Origin of the sequence: Acinetobacter sp. SFB (assembly GCF_001647545.1) — a bacterium.
Lineage (GTDB): Bacteria > Pseudomonadota > Gammaproteobacteria > Pseudomonadales > Moraxellaceae > Acinetobacter.
In genome coordinates this window covers 146,341-163,889 of record NZ_LSZH01000013.1, presented here as the reverse complement: position 1 = coordinate 163,889, position 17,549 = coordinate 146,341, and the positions used below count along the sequence as shown (strand labels likewise).

Annotated in this window: 18 protein-coding genes and 1 tRNA gene; 6 read left to right on the top strand and 13 right to left on the bottom strand. The window is 39.1% G+C overall.

Annotated features, from left to right (window positions below; translation table 11 throughout):
• Positions 1 to 239: 239 nt before the first annotated feature.
• Positions 240 to 315 (bottom strand) — tRNA-Asn (locus AY606_RS10190).
• A 238-nt stretch (positions 316 to 553) separates the two neighbouring features.
• Between AY606_RS10190 and AY606_RS10185 the strand changes: the two genes are divergently transcribed.
• Positions 554 to 1,006, top strand: a complete 453-nt coding sequence (locus AY606_RS10185; RefSeq protein ID WP_067867870.1) for a hypothetical protein — start codon at positions 554 to 556, stop codon at positions 1,004 to 1,006.
• A 74-nt stretch (positions 1,007 to 1,080) separates the two neighbouring features.
• Here AY606_RS10185 and AY606_RS10180 read toward each other — a convergent pair whose 3' ends face one another.
• Positions 1,081 to 1,512, bottom strand: coding sequence for a PaaI family thioesterase (locus tag AY606_RS10180; protein WP_067867867.1), 432 nt, complete (start codon positions 1,510 to 1,512; stop codon positions 1,081 to 1,083).
• A gap of 276 nt (positions 1,513 to 1,788) precedes the next feature.
• Here AY606_RS10180 and AY606_RS10175 point away from each other — a divergent pair, with 276 nt between their 5' ends.
• Entirely contained in the window at positions 1,789 to 2,094 is a 306-nt protein-coding gene (locus AY606_RS10175) for a GFA family protein (RefSeq protein WP_502692121.1), read from the top strand.
• 224 nt (positions 2,095 to 2,318) lie between these two features.
• Here AY606_RS10175 and AY606_RS10170 read toward each other — a convergent pair whose 3' ends face one another.
• Positions 2,319 to 3,545: a pyridoxal phosphate-dependent aminotransferase gene (locus AY606_RS10170; RefSeq protein WP_067867864.1), complete on the bottom strand. Its 1,227-nt coding sequence runs from the start codon at positions 3,543 to 3,545 to the stop codon at positions 2,319 to 2,321.
• A gap of 310 nt (positions 3,546 to 3,855) precedes the next feature.
• A complete protein-coding gene (gene map, locus AY606_RS10165; protein ID WP_067867860.1) occupies positions 3,856 to 4,680 on the bottom strand; it encodes a type I methionyl aminopeptidase in 825 nt (274 codons plus the stop codon).
• Between the two features lie 209 nt (positions 4,681 to 4,889).
• Between map and rpsB the strand changes: the two genes are divergently transcribed.
• From rpsB to AY606_RS10150, 3 genes are all read left to right on the top strand, one after another.
• On the top strand, positions 4,890 to 5,642 hold the full coding sequence (gene rpsB / locus AY606_RS10160; RefSeq protein ID WP_067867857.1) for a 30S ribosomal protein S2: 753 nt from the start codon (positions 4,890 to 4,892) through the stop codon (positions 5,640 to 5,642).
• Positions 5,643 to 5,782: 140 nt separating this feature from the next.
• On the top strand, positions 5,783 to 6,658 hold the full coding sequence (gene tsf / locus AY606_RS10155) for a translation elongation factor Ts (RefSeq protein WP_067867855.1): 876 nt from the start codon (positions 5,783 to 5,785) through the stop codon (positions 6,656 to 6,658).
• Positions 6,659 to 6,841: 183 nt separating this feature from the next.
• A complete protein-coding gene (locus tag AY606_RS10150) occupies positions 6,842 to 7,258 on the top strand; it encodes a DUF3592 domain-containing protein (RefSeq protein WP_067867852.1) in 417 nt (138 codons plus the stop codon).
• Between the two features lie 50 nt (positions 7,259 to 7,308).
• Here AY606_RS10150 and AY606_RS10145 read toward each other — a convergent pair whose 3' ends face one another.
• Positions 7,309 to 7,986 carry a DUF6585 family protein gene (locus AY606_RS10145; RefSeq protein ID WP_067867849.1) on the bottom strand — a complete coding sequence of 226 codons (678 nt, stop codon included), beginning with the start codon at positions 7,984 to 7,986 and terminating at the stop codon, positions 7,309 to 7,311.
• A 240-nt stretch (positions 7,987 to 8,226) separates the two neighbouring features.
• Here AY606_RS10145 and AY606_RS10140 point away from each other — a divergent pair, with 240 nt between their 5' ends.
• Positions 8,227 to 8,760 carry a DUF3465 domain-containing protein gene (locus tag AY606_RS10140; RefSeq protein WP_067868400.1) on the top strand — a complete coding sequence of 178 codons (534 nt, stop codon included), beginning with the start codon at positions 8,227 to 8,229 and terminating at the stop codon, positions 8,758 to 8,760.
• Positions 8,761 to 8,793: 33 nt separating this feature from the next.
• On the opposite strand, the gene AY606_RS10135 is transcribed toward AY606_RS10140, so the two are convergent.
• The 8 genes from AY606_RS10135 to AY606_RS10100 all read right to left on the bottom strand — a co-directional run bounded on the left by AY606_RS10135 (position 8,794) and on the right by AY606_RS10100 (position 17,379).
• A complete protein-coding gene (locus AY606_RS10135) occupies positions 8,794 to 9,249 on the bottom strand; it encodes an Mpo1 family 2-hydroxy fatty acid dioxygenase (protein WP_067867846.1) in 456 nt (151 codons plus the stop codon).
• 157 nt (positions 9,250 to 9,406) lie between these two features.
• Positions 9,407 to 11,215, bottom strand: a complete 1,809-nt coding sequence (locus AY606_RS10130; RefSeq protein WP_067867842.1) for an amidohydrolase — start codon at positions 11,213 to 11,215, stop codon at positions 9,407 to 9,409.
• 135 nt (positions 11,216 to 11,350) lie between these two features.
• A complete protein-coding gene (locus AY606_RS10125; protein WP_067867839.1) occupies positions 11,351 to 11,959 on the bottom strand; it encodes a septal ring lytic transglycosylase RlpA family protein in 609 nt (202 codons plus the stop codon).
• 286 nt (positions 11,960 to 12,245) lie between these two features.
• Positions 12,246 to 13,247: a lytic murein transglycosylase B gene (gene mltB / locus AY606_RS10120; RefSeq protein ID WP_067867836.1), complete on the bottom strand. Its 1,002-nt coding sequence runs from the start codon at positions 13,245 to 13,247 to the stop codon at positions 12,246 to 12,248.
• Positions 13,248 to 14,181: 934 nt separating this feature from the next.
• Entirely contained in the window at positions 14,182 to 14,832 is a 651-nt protein-coding gene (locus tag AY606_RS10115; protein WP_067867833.1) for a hypothetical protein, read from the bottom strand.
• 26 nt (positions 14,833 to 14,858) lie between these two features.
• The gene (queF, locus tag AY606_RS10110) at positions 14,859 to 15,674 is read right to left on the bottom strand and encodes an NADPH-dependent 7-cyano-7-deazaguanine reductase QueF (protein ID WP_067867830.1); all 816 of its coding nucleotides are present in this window, start codon (positions 15,672 to 15,674) and stop codon (positions 14,859 to 14,861) included.
• Complete coding sequence (locus tag AY606_RS10105) at positions 15,674 to 16,447, bottom strand: ABC transporter permease (protein WP_067867827.1); 774 nt, start codon at positions 16,445 to 16,447, stop codon at positions 15,674 to 15,676. Before AY606_RS10105 ends, queF begins: the two co-directional genes overlap by 1 nt.
• Complete coding sequence (locus AY606_RS10100) at positions 16,444 to 17,379, bottom strand: ABC transporter ATP-binding protein (protein ID WP_067867824.1); 936 nt, start codon at positions 17,377 to 17,379, stop codon at positions 16,444 to 16,446. Before AY606_RS10100 ends, AY606_RS10105 begins: the two co-directional genes overlap by 4 nt.
• Between the last annotated feature and the right edge of the window lie 170 nt (positions 17,380 to 17,549).

Genomic DNA, 17,549 nt, shown 5'->3' with positions numbered 1-17,549 from the left:
AAATAATGATCTCAAAATATATGTGGAGTCCACTCAAAGCTGGCTATTCTTAAATAATAAATTTTTTAAATCTCAAAACATTTCTACCTATGAATAATGTAACTTGATGTTTTAGATAGATCGTATAGATTTAATGGGAAAACAGAAAATTTGGATAATTGTTTTTATAATGTTTTAAACAGTTATAGATTATTCAGGCAAAAAAAAGCCCGCTTTAATGCTGCGGGCTTTTTCGTATTTGGCTCTCCAACCTGGGCTCGAACCAGGGACCTGCGGATTAACAGTCCGTCGCTCTACCGACTGAGCTATTGGAGAATCTGCCTGCGATTATAAGGAGATTTTATGGGGGGTCAAGCTAAAAGTGTCATGATTCCTTCATTTTTGTGCTGTATGCTTTTTATTTAGACAAATAAATCAAAAACGTTAAAAAAACTTGCACAGCCAAAATCGGCTTGTTAGATTAAATGCATAACAGAGCGTTTGAATGAAAGTTCAGACAGTGTGGATTTAAACCAACTTGCCAGCACTAAAATGGCTAAACAGGAGAAAGCGAATGCTTACGATTGCCGAAATCTTTTCAAATTTATCTTTTTATCAAGACAATTACCTGTCTATTATTCAAGACCCCGAGCAGTATCAAACTGCGGTAGAAGATGCTTATATCCAAGTGTGGCCTGTCGGGACTCAGAACTTGTATTTGGGTGATTTATTGCAACTTTGGTTTAGCGATAAATGGTTAATTAATTCGCCTTGCCAATTGCTTTTAGACAGTTATTCCAAGGGTCGCAAGCAAGCTTTTCAACGTGATCATGATTTGTATTTATATCAGTTGAATGGCAGCGCTTTATCGGGACGCAATAATTCTAAAGTCTGGTCAATATCGGAACACAAAAAACTCGCTGTATCACTCGATAGCGTGTTTAAATACTTATGTATTTATAAAGGCACTTCACGCCCAGAAGTCGACTTTGCAGCGCTAACGAAATCATTTAAATCAGCGAGCTAATCCTGATTAAACTATAGAGCTTAATTAATGACTTAAGCTCTTTTTCTTATCTTTTTTAAAGACCGGATTTAACCTTAACGGATAATCATGCAAGTCGCAGTGGCATGCGCATAAAGTTTGCCATCTTCATCGATAATTTTACCTTCAGAAATACCCAGGTTTTTGCTGAGATTAATGACTGTACCCACGGCATGAAGCTCTTTATCCTGAGGGATAGGACGGCACATTTTTATATTTAAGTCGATCGTGCCATAACCTACGCCTGCTTCCAGCATGCTGTGTACGGCACAACCAGTGACAGAATCCAGTACGGTTGCTGCAAAACCGCCGTATACGCCGCCTAAAGGGTTTAAATGGCGATGATCTGCTTTTACTGTGAAATGAATTATTCCTTCTGAAACTTCGTAAGGTTGCATAGGAATGGTTTCACTAATACTTGCAGCTGGAATTTTTCCTGTACACATGGCTTGTAACAGTTGTAGTCCTGTCATTTCTTTGGGATTCATTCTATTCATTTTCCTTTCTTGGATTGATAAGTTCTAAAAAAGAACTTGGATTCAAATTAACCAGATGCTTAAAATTCGTCAAGGACTATTCAACTGCCTTTACTTAAAGGGTAGGCAAACAAATTGTAAGAAAATTTTTTTGTATAAAATATTAAGATGCCGCTACGTTATTCTTTAAGAAAAATAAAAATGGATAAAAACATATAAGGTCTGCTTAGCTGGTTCAACCACTTTTCATGTTCGCAGAATCATCAGGTTCACGTATGTCATTGTTCGATGTGTCGTAGACAAAATAGCGGAATGATGATGACTATTGATGCGAGTCAGGACAGTTTGGTCTTTACTGACAAGAAAAATTTATTGATTTACCCTTCTTTGGCGTGGGGAGAGCGGGGTTTTTGTGATCAGTCTGGTAGCACTTCGTTTTGGCGTACTCGAAATCACAGCTATTGTGGTATTCGTGTCTTGGCTTTAAATAAACAGTCTGATGATTTTAAATTGGATTTAGAAATTTATATTGATCATAAACCTAAATTTTATAGTTTTACAAATAAACCAAAAAGTGAACAGAAGAGCAGGTAGTAGCATTATTTTATCAAAGGGATCAATAATAATTTTGACGAGTTTTGGCGAGATTTCTATGTATGATTCAAAATATAGAAAAGGTTGTAGCAACAACAACAGAGTTTGATCAGAAAATAGTTGTGAAACTACACATAATGATTTTTTAAATAAAAATTAGATTTTTAATTTATAAAAAAACCCGCGAATTTCGCGGGTTTTTTAAAATCTGTTTTTAAGGCAGATTATTTTTCAGCAGCAATTGAAGCAATCGCAGCGTCTACGCCTTCAATTGAATCAGCCGCTTTCTTAATACGAGCAAGCGCATCAACAAGCACTTCGTCCGCAGTTGCGTAAGAAATACGCATGAAGCCACCAAGACCAAAGGCATCACCAGGAACAACAGCAACGCCTGTTTCTTCCAATAACCATGCAGAGAATTCTGTGCAAGATTTTAAACCTTTTGCACGAATTAACGGTTTGATGTTTGCATAAGCATAGAATGCACCATCAGCAGGAAGGCAAGAAATACCGTTGATTGCATTTAAGCCGTCCATCACTAGGTCGTGACGACGTTTGAATGCTTCAATCATTGGTTCAAGCACGTCTTGAGGACCATTCAATGCAGCTTCAGCAGCAACTTGCGAAATTGAAGTTGGGTTTGAAGTGGATTGAGACTGGATTTTTTTCATTGCGCCAATCAGTTTAGCAGGACCTGCTGCATAGCCAATACGCCAGCCAGTCATTGCATAGGCTTTAGACACACCGTTAAGAACGATTGTGCGGTCATACAGGTCTGGAGCAACAGTTGCGATGTTATAGAACTCGTCATCCCAACGGATTGGTTCGTACATATCATCAGAAGCAATATAAACTTCAGGATATTTACGTAGAACATCAGCCAAAGCTTCTAATTCAGCTTTAGTGTAGATCATGCCAGTCGGGTTAGATGGGCTATTAAGCACAACTAAACGAGTTTTATCAGTGATTGCTGCTTCTAATTGAGCTGGAGTGATTTTGAAACGTTGTTCTTCGCCACATTTAACAACAACAGGAACACCTTCAGCGATGATCACCATATCTGGATAGCTGACCCAGTATGGCGCAGGGATGATCACTTCATCACCTTTGTTTAGCAAAGCAAGTGCTAAGTTAAAGAATGATTGTTTGCCGCCGCAAGAAACCAAAATTTGGTTTGCTGCATAGTCAAGATTATTGTCACGTTTAAATTTCGCGATAATCGCTTTTTTAAGACCTGGAGTACCGTCAACAGCGGTATATTTTGTAAAGCCGTTGTTGATCGCAGTAATTGCTGCATCTTTGATGTGTTGTGGGGTATCAAAATCTGGTTCACCTGCGCCCAAACCAATTACGTTTTTACCAGCAGCTTTAAGTTCAGCAGCCTTATTGGTAACAGCAAGTGTAGGGGACGGTTTGATGGCATTGACACGATCAGAGAGACGTACGTCCACGGCAGTATTCCTTCTTATAGGGATTAAAAAATAAAAAAGCACACTATCTTAGCCTAAAAGACAGGAGAAAGGGGTGCAAGAAATAGACGATATGTAAAAAATATATTTTTATGAATAATTGTTTTAATCGTTTTGGCTTTAATGGATACGATTTTAGGTTTATCCAAGAAGATAAAATAACTCAAGACATTGAATGTTTGGAAAGAGCTTTAACTTAAATAATGTGACTGGATGAAATAAAAAAAAGCTTAAACATAAAAATGGCTACCTTGAGGTAGCCATTTTTTAAGATGCAATTTAAATATAAAAATTACATGAAACGGGATAAATCTTCTTCAGGACGTGCAGTCAGTACCTCAACACCTGTTTTGGTTACTAAAAGGGTGTGTTCATATTGTGCAGATAATTTATGATCTTTAGTGACTACCGTCCATTTATCACCCAGTAGTTTAGTTTGCCAAACACCCGCATTCACCATAGGTTCGATGGTGAATGTCATTCCTTCTTCCAGAATCATGCCGGTATTCGGTTGACCGTAATGAAGAACTTGAGGTTCGTCATGGAATACAGTGCCAATACCATGACCACAATATTCACGTACAACGCTAAAACGTTCAGATTCAACATATTTTTGAATGGCATTACCAATATCGCCAATGGTTGAACCCGGTTTAACCGTTTCTATACCGCGGTACATGGCTTCTTGAGCAACTTTACACAGGCGGTCAGCTAAAATAGAAGTTTCACCACCGACGATGTACATCATGTTGGTATCGCCGTGGTAACCGTCTTTAATGACAGTGACATCAATATTTAAAATGTCGCCTTTTTTTAATACTTTGGTGTCAGATGGAATGCCGTGGCACACCACATGGTTTACAGATGTACAGATCACATGCTGGAATGCAGGACGACCGGGCGCTGCACCGTAACCTAAACAAGCTGGAATGGCATCTTGTTTGTTGACAATATAGTCATGACAAATCGTATCAAGCTCAAGGGTCGTCACACCTGGAACAATATGCGGTTTGATCATATCCAGAATTTCTGCTGCCAGTCGTCCCGCCACACGCATTTTTTCAATTTCATCAGGGGTTTTAATGAGTCGACGTGGAGCTTGGTAAGTACTGTTCATGATCTCTAAAAACTTTTGGAAATTTGTATGTGACTATGGTATAAATAGCCGCCCATTTTATCAAATGCTTTTTCGTGAATAAATTTCACGGGCTTTGTTGGATGGGGCAACAAAATCCGCACATATATCGACACATTTCTCTGGGTGCTCTGCAAAGAGTGGAGAATGCGGATATATGGAGGCCTAACCCAAACTTTAAGGTAAAGAAAATGGCAGATTACAACGTAAGCATGCGCGACCTTCTTCAAGCTGGCGCGCACTTTGGTCACCAAACTCGTTTCTGGAATCCAAAGATGCGTGAATACATCTTTGGTGCGCGTAACAAAATTCACATCATCAACCTTGAACATACTGTTCCTGCGTTAAATGATGCTTTGAACTTTGTTAACAATCTTGCTAGCAAAAAGAACAAAGTATTGTTCGTTGGTACTAAACGTGCTGCATCTAACATCATCCGTGAACAAGCGCAACGCGCTGGTCAACCATATGTTGATCACCGTTGGTTAGGTGGTATGTTGACGAACTGGAAAACTCTTCGTCAATCAATCAACCGTTTAAAAGACCTTCAAACTCAATCTCAAGACGGTACTTTCCTTAAGCTTACTAAACGTGAAGCTTTAGAGCGTACTCGCGAGATGGAAAAACTTGAACGTGCTTTAGGCGGCGTTAAAAACATGGGTGGTTTACCTGACGCATTATTCGTAATCGACGTTGACCACGAATCAATCGCGATTAAAGAAGCTAAAAACCTTGGTATTCCTGTAATCGGTATCGTTGATACAAACTCTAACCCAGACAACGTAGACTACGTTATTCCGGGTAATGACGATGCAATCCGTGCCGTTACACTTTACGCTTCTGCTATGGCTGATGCGATTCTTGCTGGTAAAGAGTACGCTCAATCACAAGCAAACGCTCAAGCTAAAGTTGAAGAAGTTGCTAAAGAAGCTCCAGAGGCTTAATGCGTTTTGACGCAGGTTTGTCATTTTTGCGCCATGTAATGGTGGCAAATTAAGCGTCAAGAAAGCAGAACGGCCCAGAGAACACTTTGGGCCGTTTTTGTTGAACAGATTCATTTTTCTACCGTATTTAGGAGAACAACATGACTGCAGTTACTGCGAGCATGGTAAAAGAATTACGTGACCGTACTGGTCTTGCAATGATGGAATGCAAAAAAGCATTAACAGAATCGAATGGTGATGTTGAATTAGCGATTGATAACCTTCGTAAATCAGGTCAAGCAAAAGCTGCTAAAAAAGCAGGTAACATTGCTGCTGATGGCGCGATCACGATTGCTCAAGAAGGCAATAAAGCGCTTCTTTTAGAAGTAAACTGCCAAACTGACTTCGTTGCTAAAGACGAAAACTTTGCTGGTTTCTCTGCTAAAGTTGCTGCTGCTGCGCTTGCTGCAAACGAAACTGATGCTGCTAAAATTGCTGAATTAAAACTTGAAGATGGCCAAACTGTTGAAGAAGCGCGTATTGCTCTTGTTCAAAAAATCGGTGAAAACATCCAAGTACGTCGTGCAAAAATTGTTGAAGGCGAAAACCTTGCAGTTTACAAACATGGTTTAAAAATCGGTGTTGTTGTGTCTTACACTGGTGATGCTGCGACTGGTAAAGGTATTGCAATGCACGTTGCTGCGTTCAACCCGGTTGCTGTAAATGCTGAAGGCGTATCTGCTGATCTTATCGCTAAAGAAAAAGAAATTGCTGAAGCGAAAGCATTAGAGTCTGGTAAACCAGCGAATATCGTTGAAAAAATGGTAACTGGTTCAGTTGAAAAATACTTGAACGAAGTTGTTCTTGAGCGTCAAATGTATGTAATCGACAACGACAAGAAAGTTGCCGATGTTCTTAAGTCAACTGCTACTACAGTTACTCAATTCGTTCGCTTTGAAGTAGGCGAAGGTATTGAGAAGAAAGCAGAAATGAGCTTCGCTGAAGAAGTTGCTGCTGCTCAAGCTGCTGCACAATAAAATTAACTTGATTTTTTAAGTTAAATTGTTTTGAAAAAAGCCCCATTTGGGGCTTTTTTTATGCCCCTCTGTATATTTTTTCATATGAATTGATTAGAATTATCCAATAAAAATAAGCAGTTAAATGCTTTAGTTGAATACACATCATATAAAAAATCAATTAAATATCAAAAGGTATAAATAATGAAAGAAAAACTCTTTGCAGGAATCATATGTATTTTAGGTATTTTTCTAGTCTTATCGGGGTGTAGTGAGCGAAGTGATCAAGCGAAGTTAGCTGAACGAGGCATTGAGGTAATGAGCCAGCCAATTACTGGGTATACTCAGCGCACGAAGCGAGGGGTCACTACGGGGTATGAGATATCACCGACATTTCAAACGATTACAGGGCAAACCTATACCTGTCATGGGAATGTCAGCGAGTCGACCATTAATCAATTACAACATAATCCCGTAATTAAAATTAAATATTTGTTGAATGAACCTTCGACTTGTACTGTGGATCATGCAGAAACAAGCGGGATTTGGTTTACGATCTTGATTGGTTTAGGTCTGGCCCTAGGGGCTGTTGCATATATCTATAACCGTTCATCGCTTTAACTATCCTGCTGAGAGGGGAAAATATTTTATACATTTAAGCAGGCAGTATTTTAGGAAACTTCCGCTTGGGGTTCTAAATCATGGTGGACTAACAACATAAAAGTGGTCAAGTTGGGGATTTGGGAAATGGGTAATGCTAAAACTGTAGTTTCCCACATTTTTCCTTCAGCTTTTAATCTAAAATAACCTTGTTCCAGCTCAATATTTGATAGCGACCTATAAAGATAATCCTTGTCTTTATAGGTAATACCTTGAGGGTGAATAGTTAAGTCCTGGTCTAATCTTAGTTTTTTCTGAGTTGAAAAATGTTCCCAACTCACAGGAAAAATAATTTTTTGTTCAAGTTGAGCAATGAGTTCAAATAAAGCATCCGCATCATTTACATTGGCATTAATGTTTAGCTTTTCTTTCGGGTTAATAATTTTGATTTTATAGTCATAATGGCGATACAGGAAGAATAATGAAGCAATATTTTTACGAATATAGATTCGTGATTCAGGCCGGATGGAAATGGAATTTTCTGTAAACAAGGTGCGGGTAGTAATTTTCCGACCTGTTACATTCACCTTGTAGCTAAACGATCGAATTGCCAAGGCAATCAGAACCACATAAATAATTGCAAAGACACTTTTTCCTCCAGGAGCGTCGATGGAAAGCAAAATAAGGGTTAAGCCAATTAGCAAAATACTCCAATAAACTTTACTTAGATTGTTTGTGCTGAACGTCATTTTATTATCCTTTGATATATTGGTTATTTTTATCAAGATTTATTTTCTTTGTTTTAACAGAAAATTTTTACTAAATCCATGAATTTTTTAAGTTATTTGGAGTGGAATTAAGGATTTTAAAAGCACAGAAAGTGTTTTAGTTTTTGAGAACATAAAAGCGATGCATTGTCTTCGCGGATTTCGTGGATAGGTGGATTTGTAGGCTATAATCTCAAGCTAAATTTGATGCAGAAAAAACGAATGGCAAATAAAACCAATTTGGGAATTGGCGCAGTTATTATTGTATTAACTGCCGCATATTTTGGAATTGATTTACAAGAACAGCAAAATACTTCAAATCAAACTCAGGATAATTCAAAATCACAAACTGAAATTTTATCGAAAACAGAACATCAGCCAGCATCGATAAAATCGAAACCAGTAATTTTACCCACGCAAAATGATGATCGAAAAATTCAACAGGCATTTCGAGAACAAAAAAGTGATATTCAAGTTCAATCAAGTGGGCGAGTGAAAGCTGTTTTGCATGATGATAATGAGGGTTTACGGCATCAAAAATTTATTTTGGAATTGGGGAATGGGCAAACGGTATTGGTGGCTCATAATATCGACTTAAGCCCACGCTTGGATGACTTGAAAAAGGGTGAAATTGTGCAATTTTATGGTGAATATGAGTACAGTGATCAAGGTGGGGTAATTCACTGGACTCATCATGATCCACAAAAAAATCATACTAATGGTTGGTTAAAGTATAAAGGAAGAACCTATCAATAAGGGTTCTTCGAAAGGCTAAAATGATGAAGGTGTCTAAATCACCCTCATTTGCGATTTTTGGCGTTTTTCCCATTTGGGTATCAATTTACCTAGATAGGCATCCATACACCATACCGGGCCAATGAGGAGGAATTGGAGATCTTTAAGGAAAGAAGGCTTTTTACCTTCGACTTTGTGCCCATAAAACTGTCCAATCCAGGCCAAAACGAAAATTGTGCTATAAAATCCGGTACCCACAGGTAAAATGAAAATAAGCCATGCCATAACAATCAATAGGGCTGCCATTGCCACAGCAAGTACCAGATCAAGGCGCGCATAAAAAATAAAAGTTAACACTAATATCAGGGCGGTAAGTAACGCACTGAAATGAGCAAGAATTCCAATGATTGAAAAAAGGATTGCAGGCACACACACCCAATGAATGGCTTTGTTGGTTTTGTCTTGATGGCTGTCACTGTATTCATCTAGCCATTCGGTTATTGTTTTCATTCTCCACTCCAGCAGGAATTAAGTTCCACAGACTTATTTTTATTCAAATTAAATATAAACCAGAACGAGAGAGGGGTCAAAAGAGTCGGTAGCTCAGCCTCGTTCACTTTAAGTAAACAGAATAGACGGTTCAATCTAAAACCGTATAGCAGGTGTATCACGGAGATTTAAGTTCTATATTTTTAAAGCTGGGATTTTGATAAATCTGCTGACCTTCCTTGTAAGTTGCGAGTATTTTTATATCTTTAATTTTTTTGTTCGGAACAGTCAGAGGGTTGTCACTCAGGATTACAAAATCAGCCAGTTTCCCTTTCGTTAGAGTTCCTTTGCTGTTTTCTTCAAAATATTGGTAAGCCGCCCAGTCGGTGAGCGACTTTAAGGCAATATAAGGACTAACCCGTTGTTCAGCACCCAGTATTTTGCCACTGCGTGTAACGCGGTTTACCGTGCTATCCAGTGTCATCATGCTATGAGGTGGAATAACCGGAGCATCATGATGTTCGGTAAACAAAATTCCTTTGCGTAACGCAGAGCCTGTCGGTGAAATACGATTTGCCCGATCGACCCCCAGTGTTTCATCTCTGTGCCAGTCACCCCAATAATAGGTATGTAATGAAAAGAAAGATGGAATGAGTTCAAGAGATTTAGCTTTATCTAGCTGATCTTCACGCATGGTTTGCGCATGAATAATGACATTGCGTCGGTCTAATTTTGGATAGTGCTGGGTTGCAGTTTCAATATCATTTAAATATTGGTCAATTGCAGCATCACCATTGGCATGAGCCAAGATTTGCCAATGATGTTCAAATGCTAGATTGATTGCGTCCTGCAAAATTTTATTGTCAGGAAAGGCAGGATAGCCTGAATAGTTTTTAGCTTTGCCTTCTGGTGGAATTAAATAGGGTTGAGTCAGCCATGCCGTTTTACCCTGAGGCGATCCATCCAGACTGATTTTAACGCCCCCGATGCGAAAATGGTGATCATAGTTGCGACTCGTGCCATGTTTAAGCATGTATTGTTTTTCGTTATTGATGTCGGGGTAAGCCACCAAATCAATCGATAATTTTCCTTGTTTGGCTAAGTTTCGCCATAATTCACTTGTTCCTGCATCCGCACGACCTTCCTGAACAGTTGTGTAGCCATTTTGGATATAGGTCTGAATGGCCAGAAGCGCCATTTTCTCCATAATATTGAGTGGGACATTTTTAAAAGCTTGCATCATGGCACTAAAAACAGCACTTTCTTCAAGCACACCATTTGGCTCCATGGAGTCGTTCATCCGACGAATCACGCCACCAGACGGATTGGGTGTTTTTGCATTGATGTTGAGTATTTCTAAAGCCTTATGATTTACCGATGCTAGATGGCCAGATTGATGCAGAATCAAGACGGGATGATCCTTAGAGATCTGATCCAGTTCTGTTGCTGTAGGATGGCGTTTCTCTTTGAGTTGAGCATCATCATAACCGTTGCCCATAATCCAGCCGGATGTCTGAAAAAATTCGGGGTTTTGCTGCTGCCAGCTTTTCATGGCAGCAATTAGCGTGTGGATATCGCTCACTGCTCCATCTGGAGGGGGATAAAGATTCGCAACCGTTTGTTGTAAGCCGACACTGTTGACATGGCTATGTGCATCGATGATACCTGGGATGACGGTACGCTGTTCTAAATTAAGTTGCTGCGCGTGTGGGGCAATTTTACGTGCTTGTTGAAGTTTTCCACTGAACTGGATATGACCTGCTTGAATCAGTAAGGCTTCGACATAGGTCGGTTGCATTCCTTCCATGGTCAAAATGGGACCACCATAAACCAAGAGAGTATTAGACGCTTTTTCTTGAATCGGTTCATGTTGTGCTGTAGGTAAGTTTGAGCATGCAGCAAGCAAAGTGAGGGGGATTGCCGAAATGATGCATTTGGCGATCAAGTGAGATGTATGGCGCTTTTGGGGTTTCGGTAATATATTCATCCTCGACTCTTATCATTATTAATACGCTGTATTTATTAAACACCAAGAGCAGGCTTAAAACAAAGTTTTTTCAGGCATTAAAAAAGCCACATTACGTGGCTTTTAAGTCAAATGTATTAGGAGGCAAGCATCATCTTATGAATTTGGACCATCAACACGTTCAATATTTACTTTTGCAGTACCTGCATTGGTAATACCTAACTGTTTCGCAGCACCATAAGACAGGTCTAGAACTCGGTTGCCATGGAATGGACCACGATCATTTACTTTTACCACAACACTCTTGCCATTGGTTTTATTGGTTACGCGAATATAGCAGTTCAACGGCAGGCTACGGTGAGCTGCAGTCAGACCATTCATATCGAATGTTTCACCACTTGCTGTTTTACGACCATGAAACTGGCGACCGTACCAAGATGCAGCACCTGTTTGGCTAAATTTACGAACTGTATTCGATGCAACAGTGTTTAGTTTTTCAATCACTGAAGGCTCGTCTTCAGGAATTTCAATTTTTGCTGCAATGGTTTGACGACGGATTTTATCGCCAGAACGCTCAGTGATTGAAAGACTATTTAAATTTGAGAAGTGTGAATTGAACTTTTGAGCGTCTTTATTAAGTACACGCGTAGCTAAGCGAGAGTTGTCATTATCTGTATTGAATGATGTCTGAACCAATTCCGCTTGAGACTGACTCAGGGCAAAAGTGGTCGTTAAAGCTAAAATATATTTAACCGATGAATGCATTATTAAACTCCTAAAGACCATTGACTTAATTTCATTTAAAAACTTGAAATATAAGCAATCCAGTCTGTTAATTCTCTTTTGCAACTACATTTGACGAGATGGATAATATTCATGCCATGCTAAAGCTGTCTACTCTTTAACTGAAAATATTACAAAAAGGACAGAAATAGAACGTTTTTCGGTTAAAAAATAATCAATATTGTAACAGTATGTTTATAATGCCTGTTTTGTGCGCCATTTTGCATAAAAAAACCTTGACTTTTGTTATTTTTGGTAAAAAACAGCCTTAACGGCTGGCAATTTCGGTGCCTAATTGCCATACCGCAGTGGCATACATACGGCTCTTGTTATAGGTCGTAATCACTTGAAAATTTGGATAAGTTATATAATAAATTGGCGCATAACTCTCTTGAAGCTGAATAATATTCACCATATCTAGATCGTCTATTTTCACAATCGGATTTGTTGGCGTAACACCTTGATTCTTTAACACTCCATAAGGAGTGGGTTGTTCCAAGTTTTTCGCGATAATCGATTCCGGATTACTTCCTGTATAGCGTGCTGCAAAGCCGATAGGTTGATTGCGCTGCCAGCCATGTTGAGACAAATAATTGGCAATCGAGCCAATCGCATCTACCGCTGAATTTCTAAGGTCAATATGCCCATCAGCATCATAGTCAACGCCTAATTTAGGGATGTTACTTGGCATAAATTGAGGGTAGCCGATTGCCCCTGCATAAGAGCCCTTCACTGAATTGGTGGGAATGCCATCTTTATATGACCATGCAATCAGTGCAGAGAGTTCATCTTGAAAATATTGTGCTCGTCGCTCATAACCAAAACCTAAGGTTGCCAATGCATCACGAGTGACAAAATTACCTTTATTTGCACCGAACCCCGTTTCTACACCTAGAATACCTAAAATTACTGATTGAGGCACACCAAACTGTTGTTCGGCACGGTTTAAAGTGTCGGCATATTGATTTTTAAAGCGTACTCCGCGTTGGATGGTGCTTTCAGCCATAAAGTTGGTTTTATATTCGTACCAAGGCTTACTTTCGCCTGGGCGATTCATGATATTAATAATATTAGGGAGGTTTTTTGAGCCATTCATAGCCCAATCAACTTGCTCTGCACTTAAGCCATAGGTCTGCATGGTTTTTTGTTTAAAGCTGTTATATGCAGGAAGATTGTAGAAATCATTGGCCTGACAGAAACTGGTGATAGAAAGTGCACCGAGAAGTAAAGGAAGACGTTTAATTTTGTTATAAAAGTTGATACTTAACATATTACTCAAAGTTCCAAAAACATAATCAGTGTGTGAATTGACATCACGACGCTAAAAGCCGCTATTACAAATATAAGGATTGAAAATCCATCCCGTGAAAGGTAACGGAATTTTTCAAATGGTTAAGATAGCATTGACTGAGGCTACAACAACAATTACATATACAAAAAAAGACAAAGATCGTGGTTCTACATATAATTTTACGTATATAAGACCAGTTCTGATGGCTATATTTTGCGGTTAGAGATAAAAGGACAAAAATAAAAATCAGCCTGATTACTTGAGCGAATCAGTTCTGATGTTTGGAATCAATTGCAATGATAAGGTCTATCGAGATTTAGCGTAATAAATTTAGCCGTGATTGAGCTTTCTTAAACAGTATATGATTGGAAATGCATCAGAATATGTTGTCCGATTAGACGAATACTTGTTGCCATCAAATCATCTGATATTTAACGATGAAATAAAATAATGTTTCCCGATTGCCTTGTGTTTCAGCTCTATAAAAAAGCTTTCATAAAGGCAAAAACGAGTGTGCACCTATAGCCTTCTGTCTATTATTTAAAAATCAGAAAATAGCTTTACTAAACAAAAAATTATTTATTTAACCTTTTATTAATTATCACTGCTATAAAGGTGATAAGGATAATATTTTAGGTCGGAATAAGAATAGTGCAGAGAATAAGCTTTGATAGAATTTAGCTACCCTCATCACTCCATATAGAAAAATTTTTCATAAAAATGCAGGAATCTAAAACTGATAAATGTCCTGTTTCTGCAATCAATCTAAGATAAAGTAAAGTTTTAAAAATGGATTCAGATCAATCATCCATGAAGGCCGTATCGTTTATTCTTTGTTTAATGATGCTTTGATAGCAAAATTTTGTCATAAAAAAAACCCAGCAATCGCCAGGTTTTAGATAGTTTAGAATGCTTAAGCATGAAATAAGGTGTCGTGGTATTCCGCAAGTGCCAGAAGCTCAGCTTTATTCAAATTTGGAATAATTTTATCCACTGCAATATGCACGGCTTTAATCACCGCAGCAGAGCCAATATCCGCTGCCTTACGCTTAATCATGCCTAAATCGAGGGTCTTGTTAAAGTCATTCATAAAATGACGCACGGTCGCTTCAGCAAATTGCTTATACGATTCAGTCAGCGCCGCCTTATTGATGTCATTACCCGCTTTAATTTCGGCATAACTGTGTTTGAGGTTGGTCACCAAACTGGCATCTAAATGCTCGCCTACACGCAAGTTGCCTTCCGCATCTTTAAATAAGCTTTTTTCAGAAAACTCAATCGATTGCTTAACCACATCATTTGAAGATTTACCCATCAACTGTTTCAATAAGACAGCAACAGTAGATTTGATATAACCCGCCAGTTTTTCAGCAGTATCGCGCTTATCACTGGCTGGAAAACGACGCACCAGCTCAGTCAAAATACCATCAATGATCTCTTCATTAATCAGCAATGCGGTCTTGTCGCGTAAAGGGTAAAGCGGTTCGCTGGAATTTTTCTTTTCCTGAGCGGTTTGAATACTGCTTAATAATTCTGCAGAAGGAATAAATCCAAAAAATGGCATGTTAAAAAACCTCAATGTTCTTTATTTTATTGTCGCGCCAAACGAATGGGGCGAGGCATCCATGTCGCATCCGATACACGGCAAGGGTTGATGTCTAATCCACCACGACGTGTATAAGTTGCATAGACCATCAGCTTTTCTGGCTTAAGGTTTTGCCAAATATCGGCAAACATCTGTTCCACACATTGTTCATGGAAACCATTATGCTGACGGTAAGAAATAATATAAGCTAAAATACTGCGATAACAAGGTTTTTTACCCTGATATCGAATAAAAACTGTGCCCCAGTCGGGCTGGCCAGTGACCGGGCAGTTACTGCGAAGTAAATGTGAATACAGTTGAATTTCGAGTTCGTCAGTATTTTCTGGATCTAATTTTAATAAAGTCGCATCTGGGTGATTCTCTAAGCGTTCAGGGCTTAAATCATCAATACAAATCCCTTCAGGTTTAGAAATATCCAGATCATCTGCCTGGAATAAAGTCAGGCTGATGGGTGCACCTGCCGCTGCGGATAAATCTTTTTCAACCGTGGCAATAAAACTATCTTTTGAATCGAATTTGGTAAAGTTCATACTATTAAAGTAGAGCTTTAACGATTTTGATTCGATCAGGTTTGGCGATGATGCCGGTAAGCTCATACGACCAATTGCAACCTGTGGAATGCCTGCTGCATTTAACCAAGAAATTTCAAAAACATGCCACCAGTCTTGACCTTGCTGAATGCCTTCAACATGGGCATATTTTTCACGGGCTTGAGCGCGTGCAATTGGAAACAGAATAGCGGGTTGATATTCTGTCGGATAATTGGTGTCTTTACCTAAGGGAGAATGTTCTACACTCATTATTCACGCATTCCTGAACCACGAGAAAGTAAATAGTAAGCTACGCCGTAAAGTGCCACACAACATAAGGTGATGATGCTTAATGAAAGTGAAACATTGACATCACTATGACCTAAAATGCCGAAACGGAAAGCATTGACCATATATACGATCGGGTTAATTAAAGAGAGATTTTGCCAAAATGGGCTTAAAGCACTAATGGCATAGAATACACCACCTAAATAGGTGAGTGGAGTCAATACGAAAGTGGGGATAATCGAAATATCATCAAAAGATTTCGCATAGACTGCATTAATCAGACCACCGAGTGAAAACAACAACGAGGTAATCAAAACTGTATATATGGTCACAAACCAGTTGGTGATATATAAGTCAGTAAAGAACATGCTCATGGCAGTCACCAGAATGCCGACCAAGACGCCACGACACACACCACCAATCACATAGCCCCAAAGAATCATATGCAGCGGCACAGGACTCATGATCAGTTCTTCAATACTTTTTTGGAATTTTGCACTAAAGAAACTGGAAGATACGTTGGCATAGCTATTGGTAATCACGGCCATCATAATCAGGCCGGGCACAATAAACTGCATATAGCTAAAGCCGCCCATTTGGCCAATCCGAGATCCGACCAAATTACCAAAAATCACGAAGTACAAACTCATGGTAATGGCCGGAGGTAACAGGGTTTGCGGCCAGATGCGCATAAAACGACGCACTTCTTTATGCACTAAGGTATAGAGCGCAACACTGAGTTGATTAAAGTTCATTGCGCTGCTCCATCAAGATTTTTTTCGACCATTTTCACAAACAGTTCTTCTAAGCGATTCGATTTATTACGCATACTACGCACTTGAATGCCTTGCGCTTCCATAAGCTGGAACAATTCATTCACGGTATGTGCTTTGTCCATGGTGACTTCTAAAGTGACCGGATCGATTAAATTAAAACGCACACCAATAATTTCAATATTGACGGGTTCAATCGGTTCGACCAAATCAAAAATAAAGGATTCTTCACTGAGCTGATTGAGGAAAGATTTCATACTGGTGTCTTCTTTAATCACACCACGGTCAATAATGGCGATGCGACGACACAACATTTCTGCTTCTTCTAAATAATGCGTGGTCAGAATAATAGAGGTGCCATTTTCATTCATTTCGGTGAGGAAGTCCCACATTGAACGGCGTAATTCAATGTCTACACCCGCAGTCGGTTCATCCAGAATAAGCAGTTTAGGTTGATGCATCATGGCACGGGCAATCATTAGACGGCGTTTCATCCCGCCAGAAAGCATACGTCCTTGAATGGCACGTTTATCCCAAAGACCAAGTTTTTCTAAGTATTGCTCAGCCCGTTGTTCCGCAATTTTTTTTGGAATGCCGTAATAACCGGCTTGAGTCACTAAAATGTCAAAGGTTTTTTCAAATTGACCAAAGTTGAATTCTTGCGGTACAACGCCTAAGCATTGCTTGGCTTCTGAAGGATGCGTGTCCAGATTATGGCCAAAAATTTCAACAGTACCTGATGTTTTTTTTGTAAGTGAACTAATGATGCTGATGGTGGTCGATTTACCTGCGCCATTGGGTCCGAGGAGTGCATAAAACTCACCTTCAGGTACAGTTAAGTTGATACCTTTCAATGCTTGAAAACCATTTCGGTAAGTTTTAGATACGTCTCTCAAGCTCAATGCATCAGTCATAAAGTTCTCACATGGTGAATAATATGAGTATTGTGAGTGATCTTTGCTAATAAACCAAGTAAATAAGGAGGAATTCTATGTTGCAATTATGGAACATTGCTCAAAGTCTGAGCACAAAAAATGATGACTTCTATATAGTTGCTTTACCTTATGGTTTTTTTTGTTATGAT

What these genes read in the sequence shown, in the direction of transcription:
- map (WP_067867860.1), bottom strand. Translation starts at nt 4,680, where the DNA reads ATGAACAGTACTTACCAAGCTCCACGTCGACTCATTAAAACCCCTGAT.
- rpsB (WP_067867857.1), top strand. Translation starts at nt 4,890, where the DNA reads ATGGCAGATTACAACGTAAGCATGCGCGACCTTCTTCAAGCTGGCGCG.
- AY606_RS10140 (WP_067868400.1), top strand. Translation starts at nt 8,227, where the DNA reads ATGGCAAATAAAACCAATTTGGGAATTGGCGCAGTTATTATTGTATTA.
- AY606_RS10145 (WP_067867849.1), bottom strand. Translation starts at nt 7,986, where the DNA reads ATGACGTTCAGCACAAACAATCTAAGTAAAGTTTATTGGAGTATTTTG.
- queF (WP_067867830.1), bottom strand. Translation starts at nt 15,674, where the DNA reads ATGAGTGTAGAACATTCTCCCTTAGGTAAAGACACCAATTATCCGACA.
- AY606_RS10125 (WP_067867839.1), bottom strand. Translation starts at nt 11,959, where the DNA reads ATGCATTCATCGGTTAAATATATTTTAGCTTTAACGACCACTTTTGCC.
- AY606_RS10150 (WP_067867852.1), top strand. Translation starts at nt 6,842, where the DNA reads ATGAAAGAAAAACTCTTTGCAGGAATCATATGTATTTTAGGTATTTTT.
- mltB (WP_067867836.1), bottom strand. Translation starts at nt 13,247, where the DNA reads ATGTTAAGTATCAACTTTTATAACAAAATTAAACGTCTTCCTTTACTT.
- AY606_RS10105 (WP_067867827.1), bottom strand. Translation starts at nt 16,447, where the DNA reads ATGAACTTTAATCAACTCAGTGTTGCGCTCTATACCTTAGTGCATAAA.
- tsf (WP_067867855.1), top strand. Translation starts at nt 5,783, where the DNA reads ATGACTGCAGTTACTGCGAGCATGGTAAAAGAATTACGTGACCGTACT.
- AY606_RS10100 (WP_067867824.1), bottom strand. Translation starts at nt 17,379, where the DNA reads ATGACTGATGCATTGAGCTTGAGAGACGTATCTAAAACTTACCGAAAT.
- AY606_RS10185 (WP_067867870.1), top strand. Translation starts at nt 554, where the DNA reads ATGCTTACGATTGCCGAAATCTTTTCAAATTTATCTTTTTATCAAGAC.
- AY606_RS10180 (WP_067867867.1), bottom strand. Translation starts at nt 1,512, where the DNA reads ATGAATCCCAAAGAAATGACAGGACTACAACTGTTACAAGCCATGTGT.
- AY606_RS10115 (WP_067867833.1), bottom strand. Translation starts at nt 14,832, where the DNA reads ATGCCATTTTTTGGATTTATTCCTTCTGCAGAATTATTAAGCAGTATT.
- AY606_RS10175 (WP_502692121.1), top strand. Translation starts at nt 1,789, where the DNA reads ATGTGTCGTAGACAAAATAGCGGAATGATGATGACTATTGATGCGAGT.
- AY606_RS10130 (WP_067867842.1), bottom strand. Translation starts at nt 11,215, where the DNA reads ATGAATATATTACCGAAACCCCAAAAGCGCCATACATCTCACTTGATC.
- AY606_RS10135 (WP_067867846.1), bottom strand. Translation starts at nt 9,249, where the DNA reads ATGAAAACAATAACCGAATGGCTAGATGAATACAGTGACAGCCATCAA.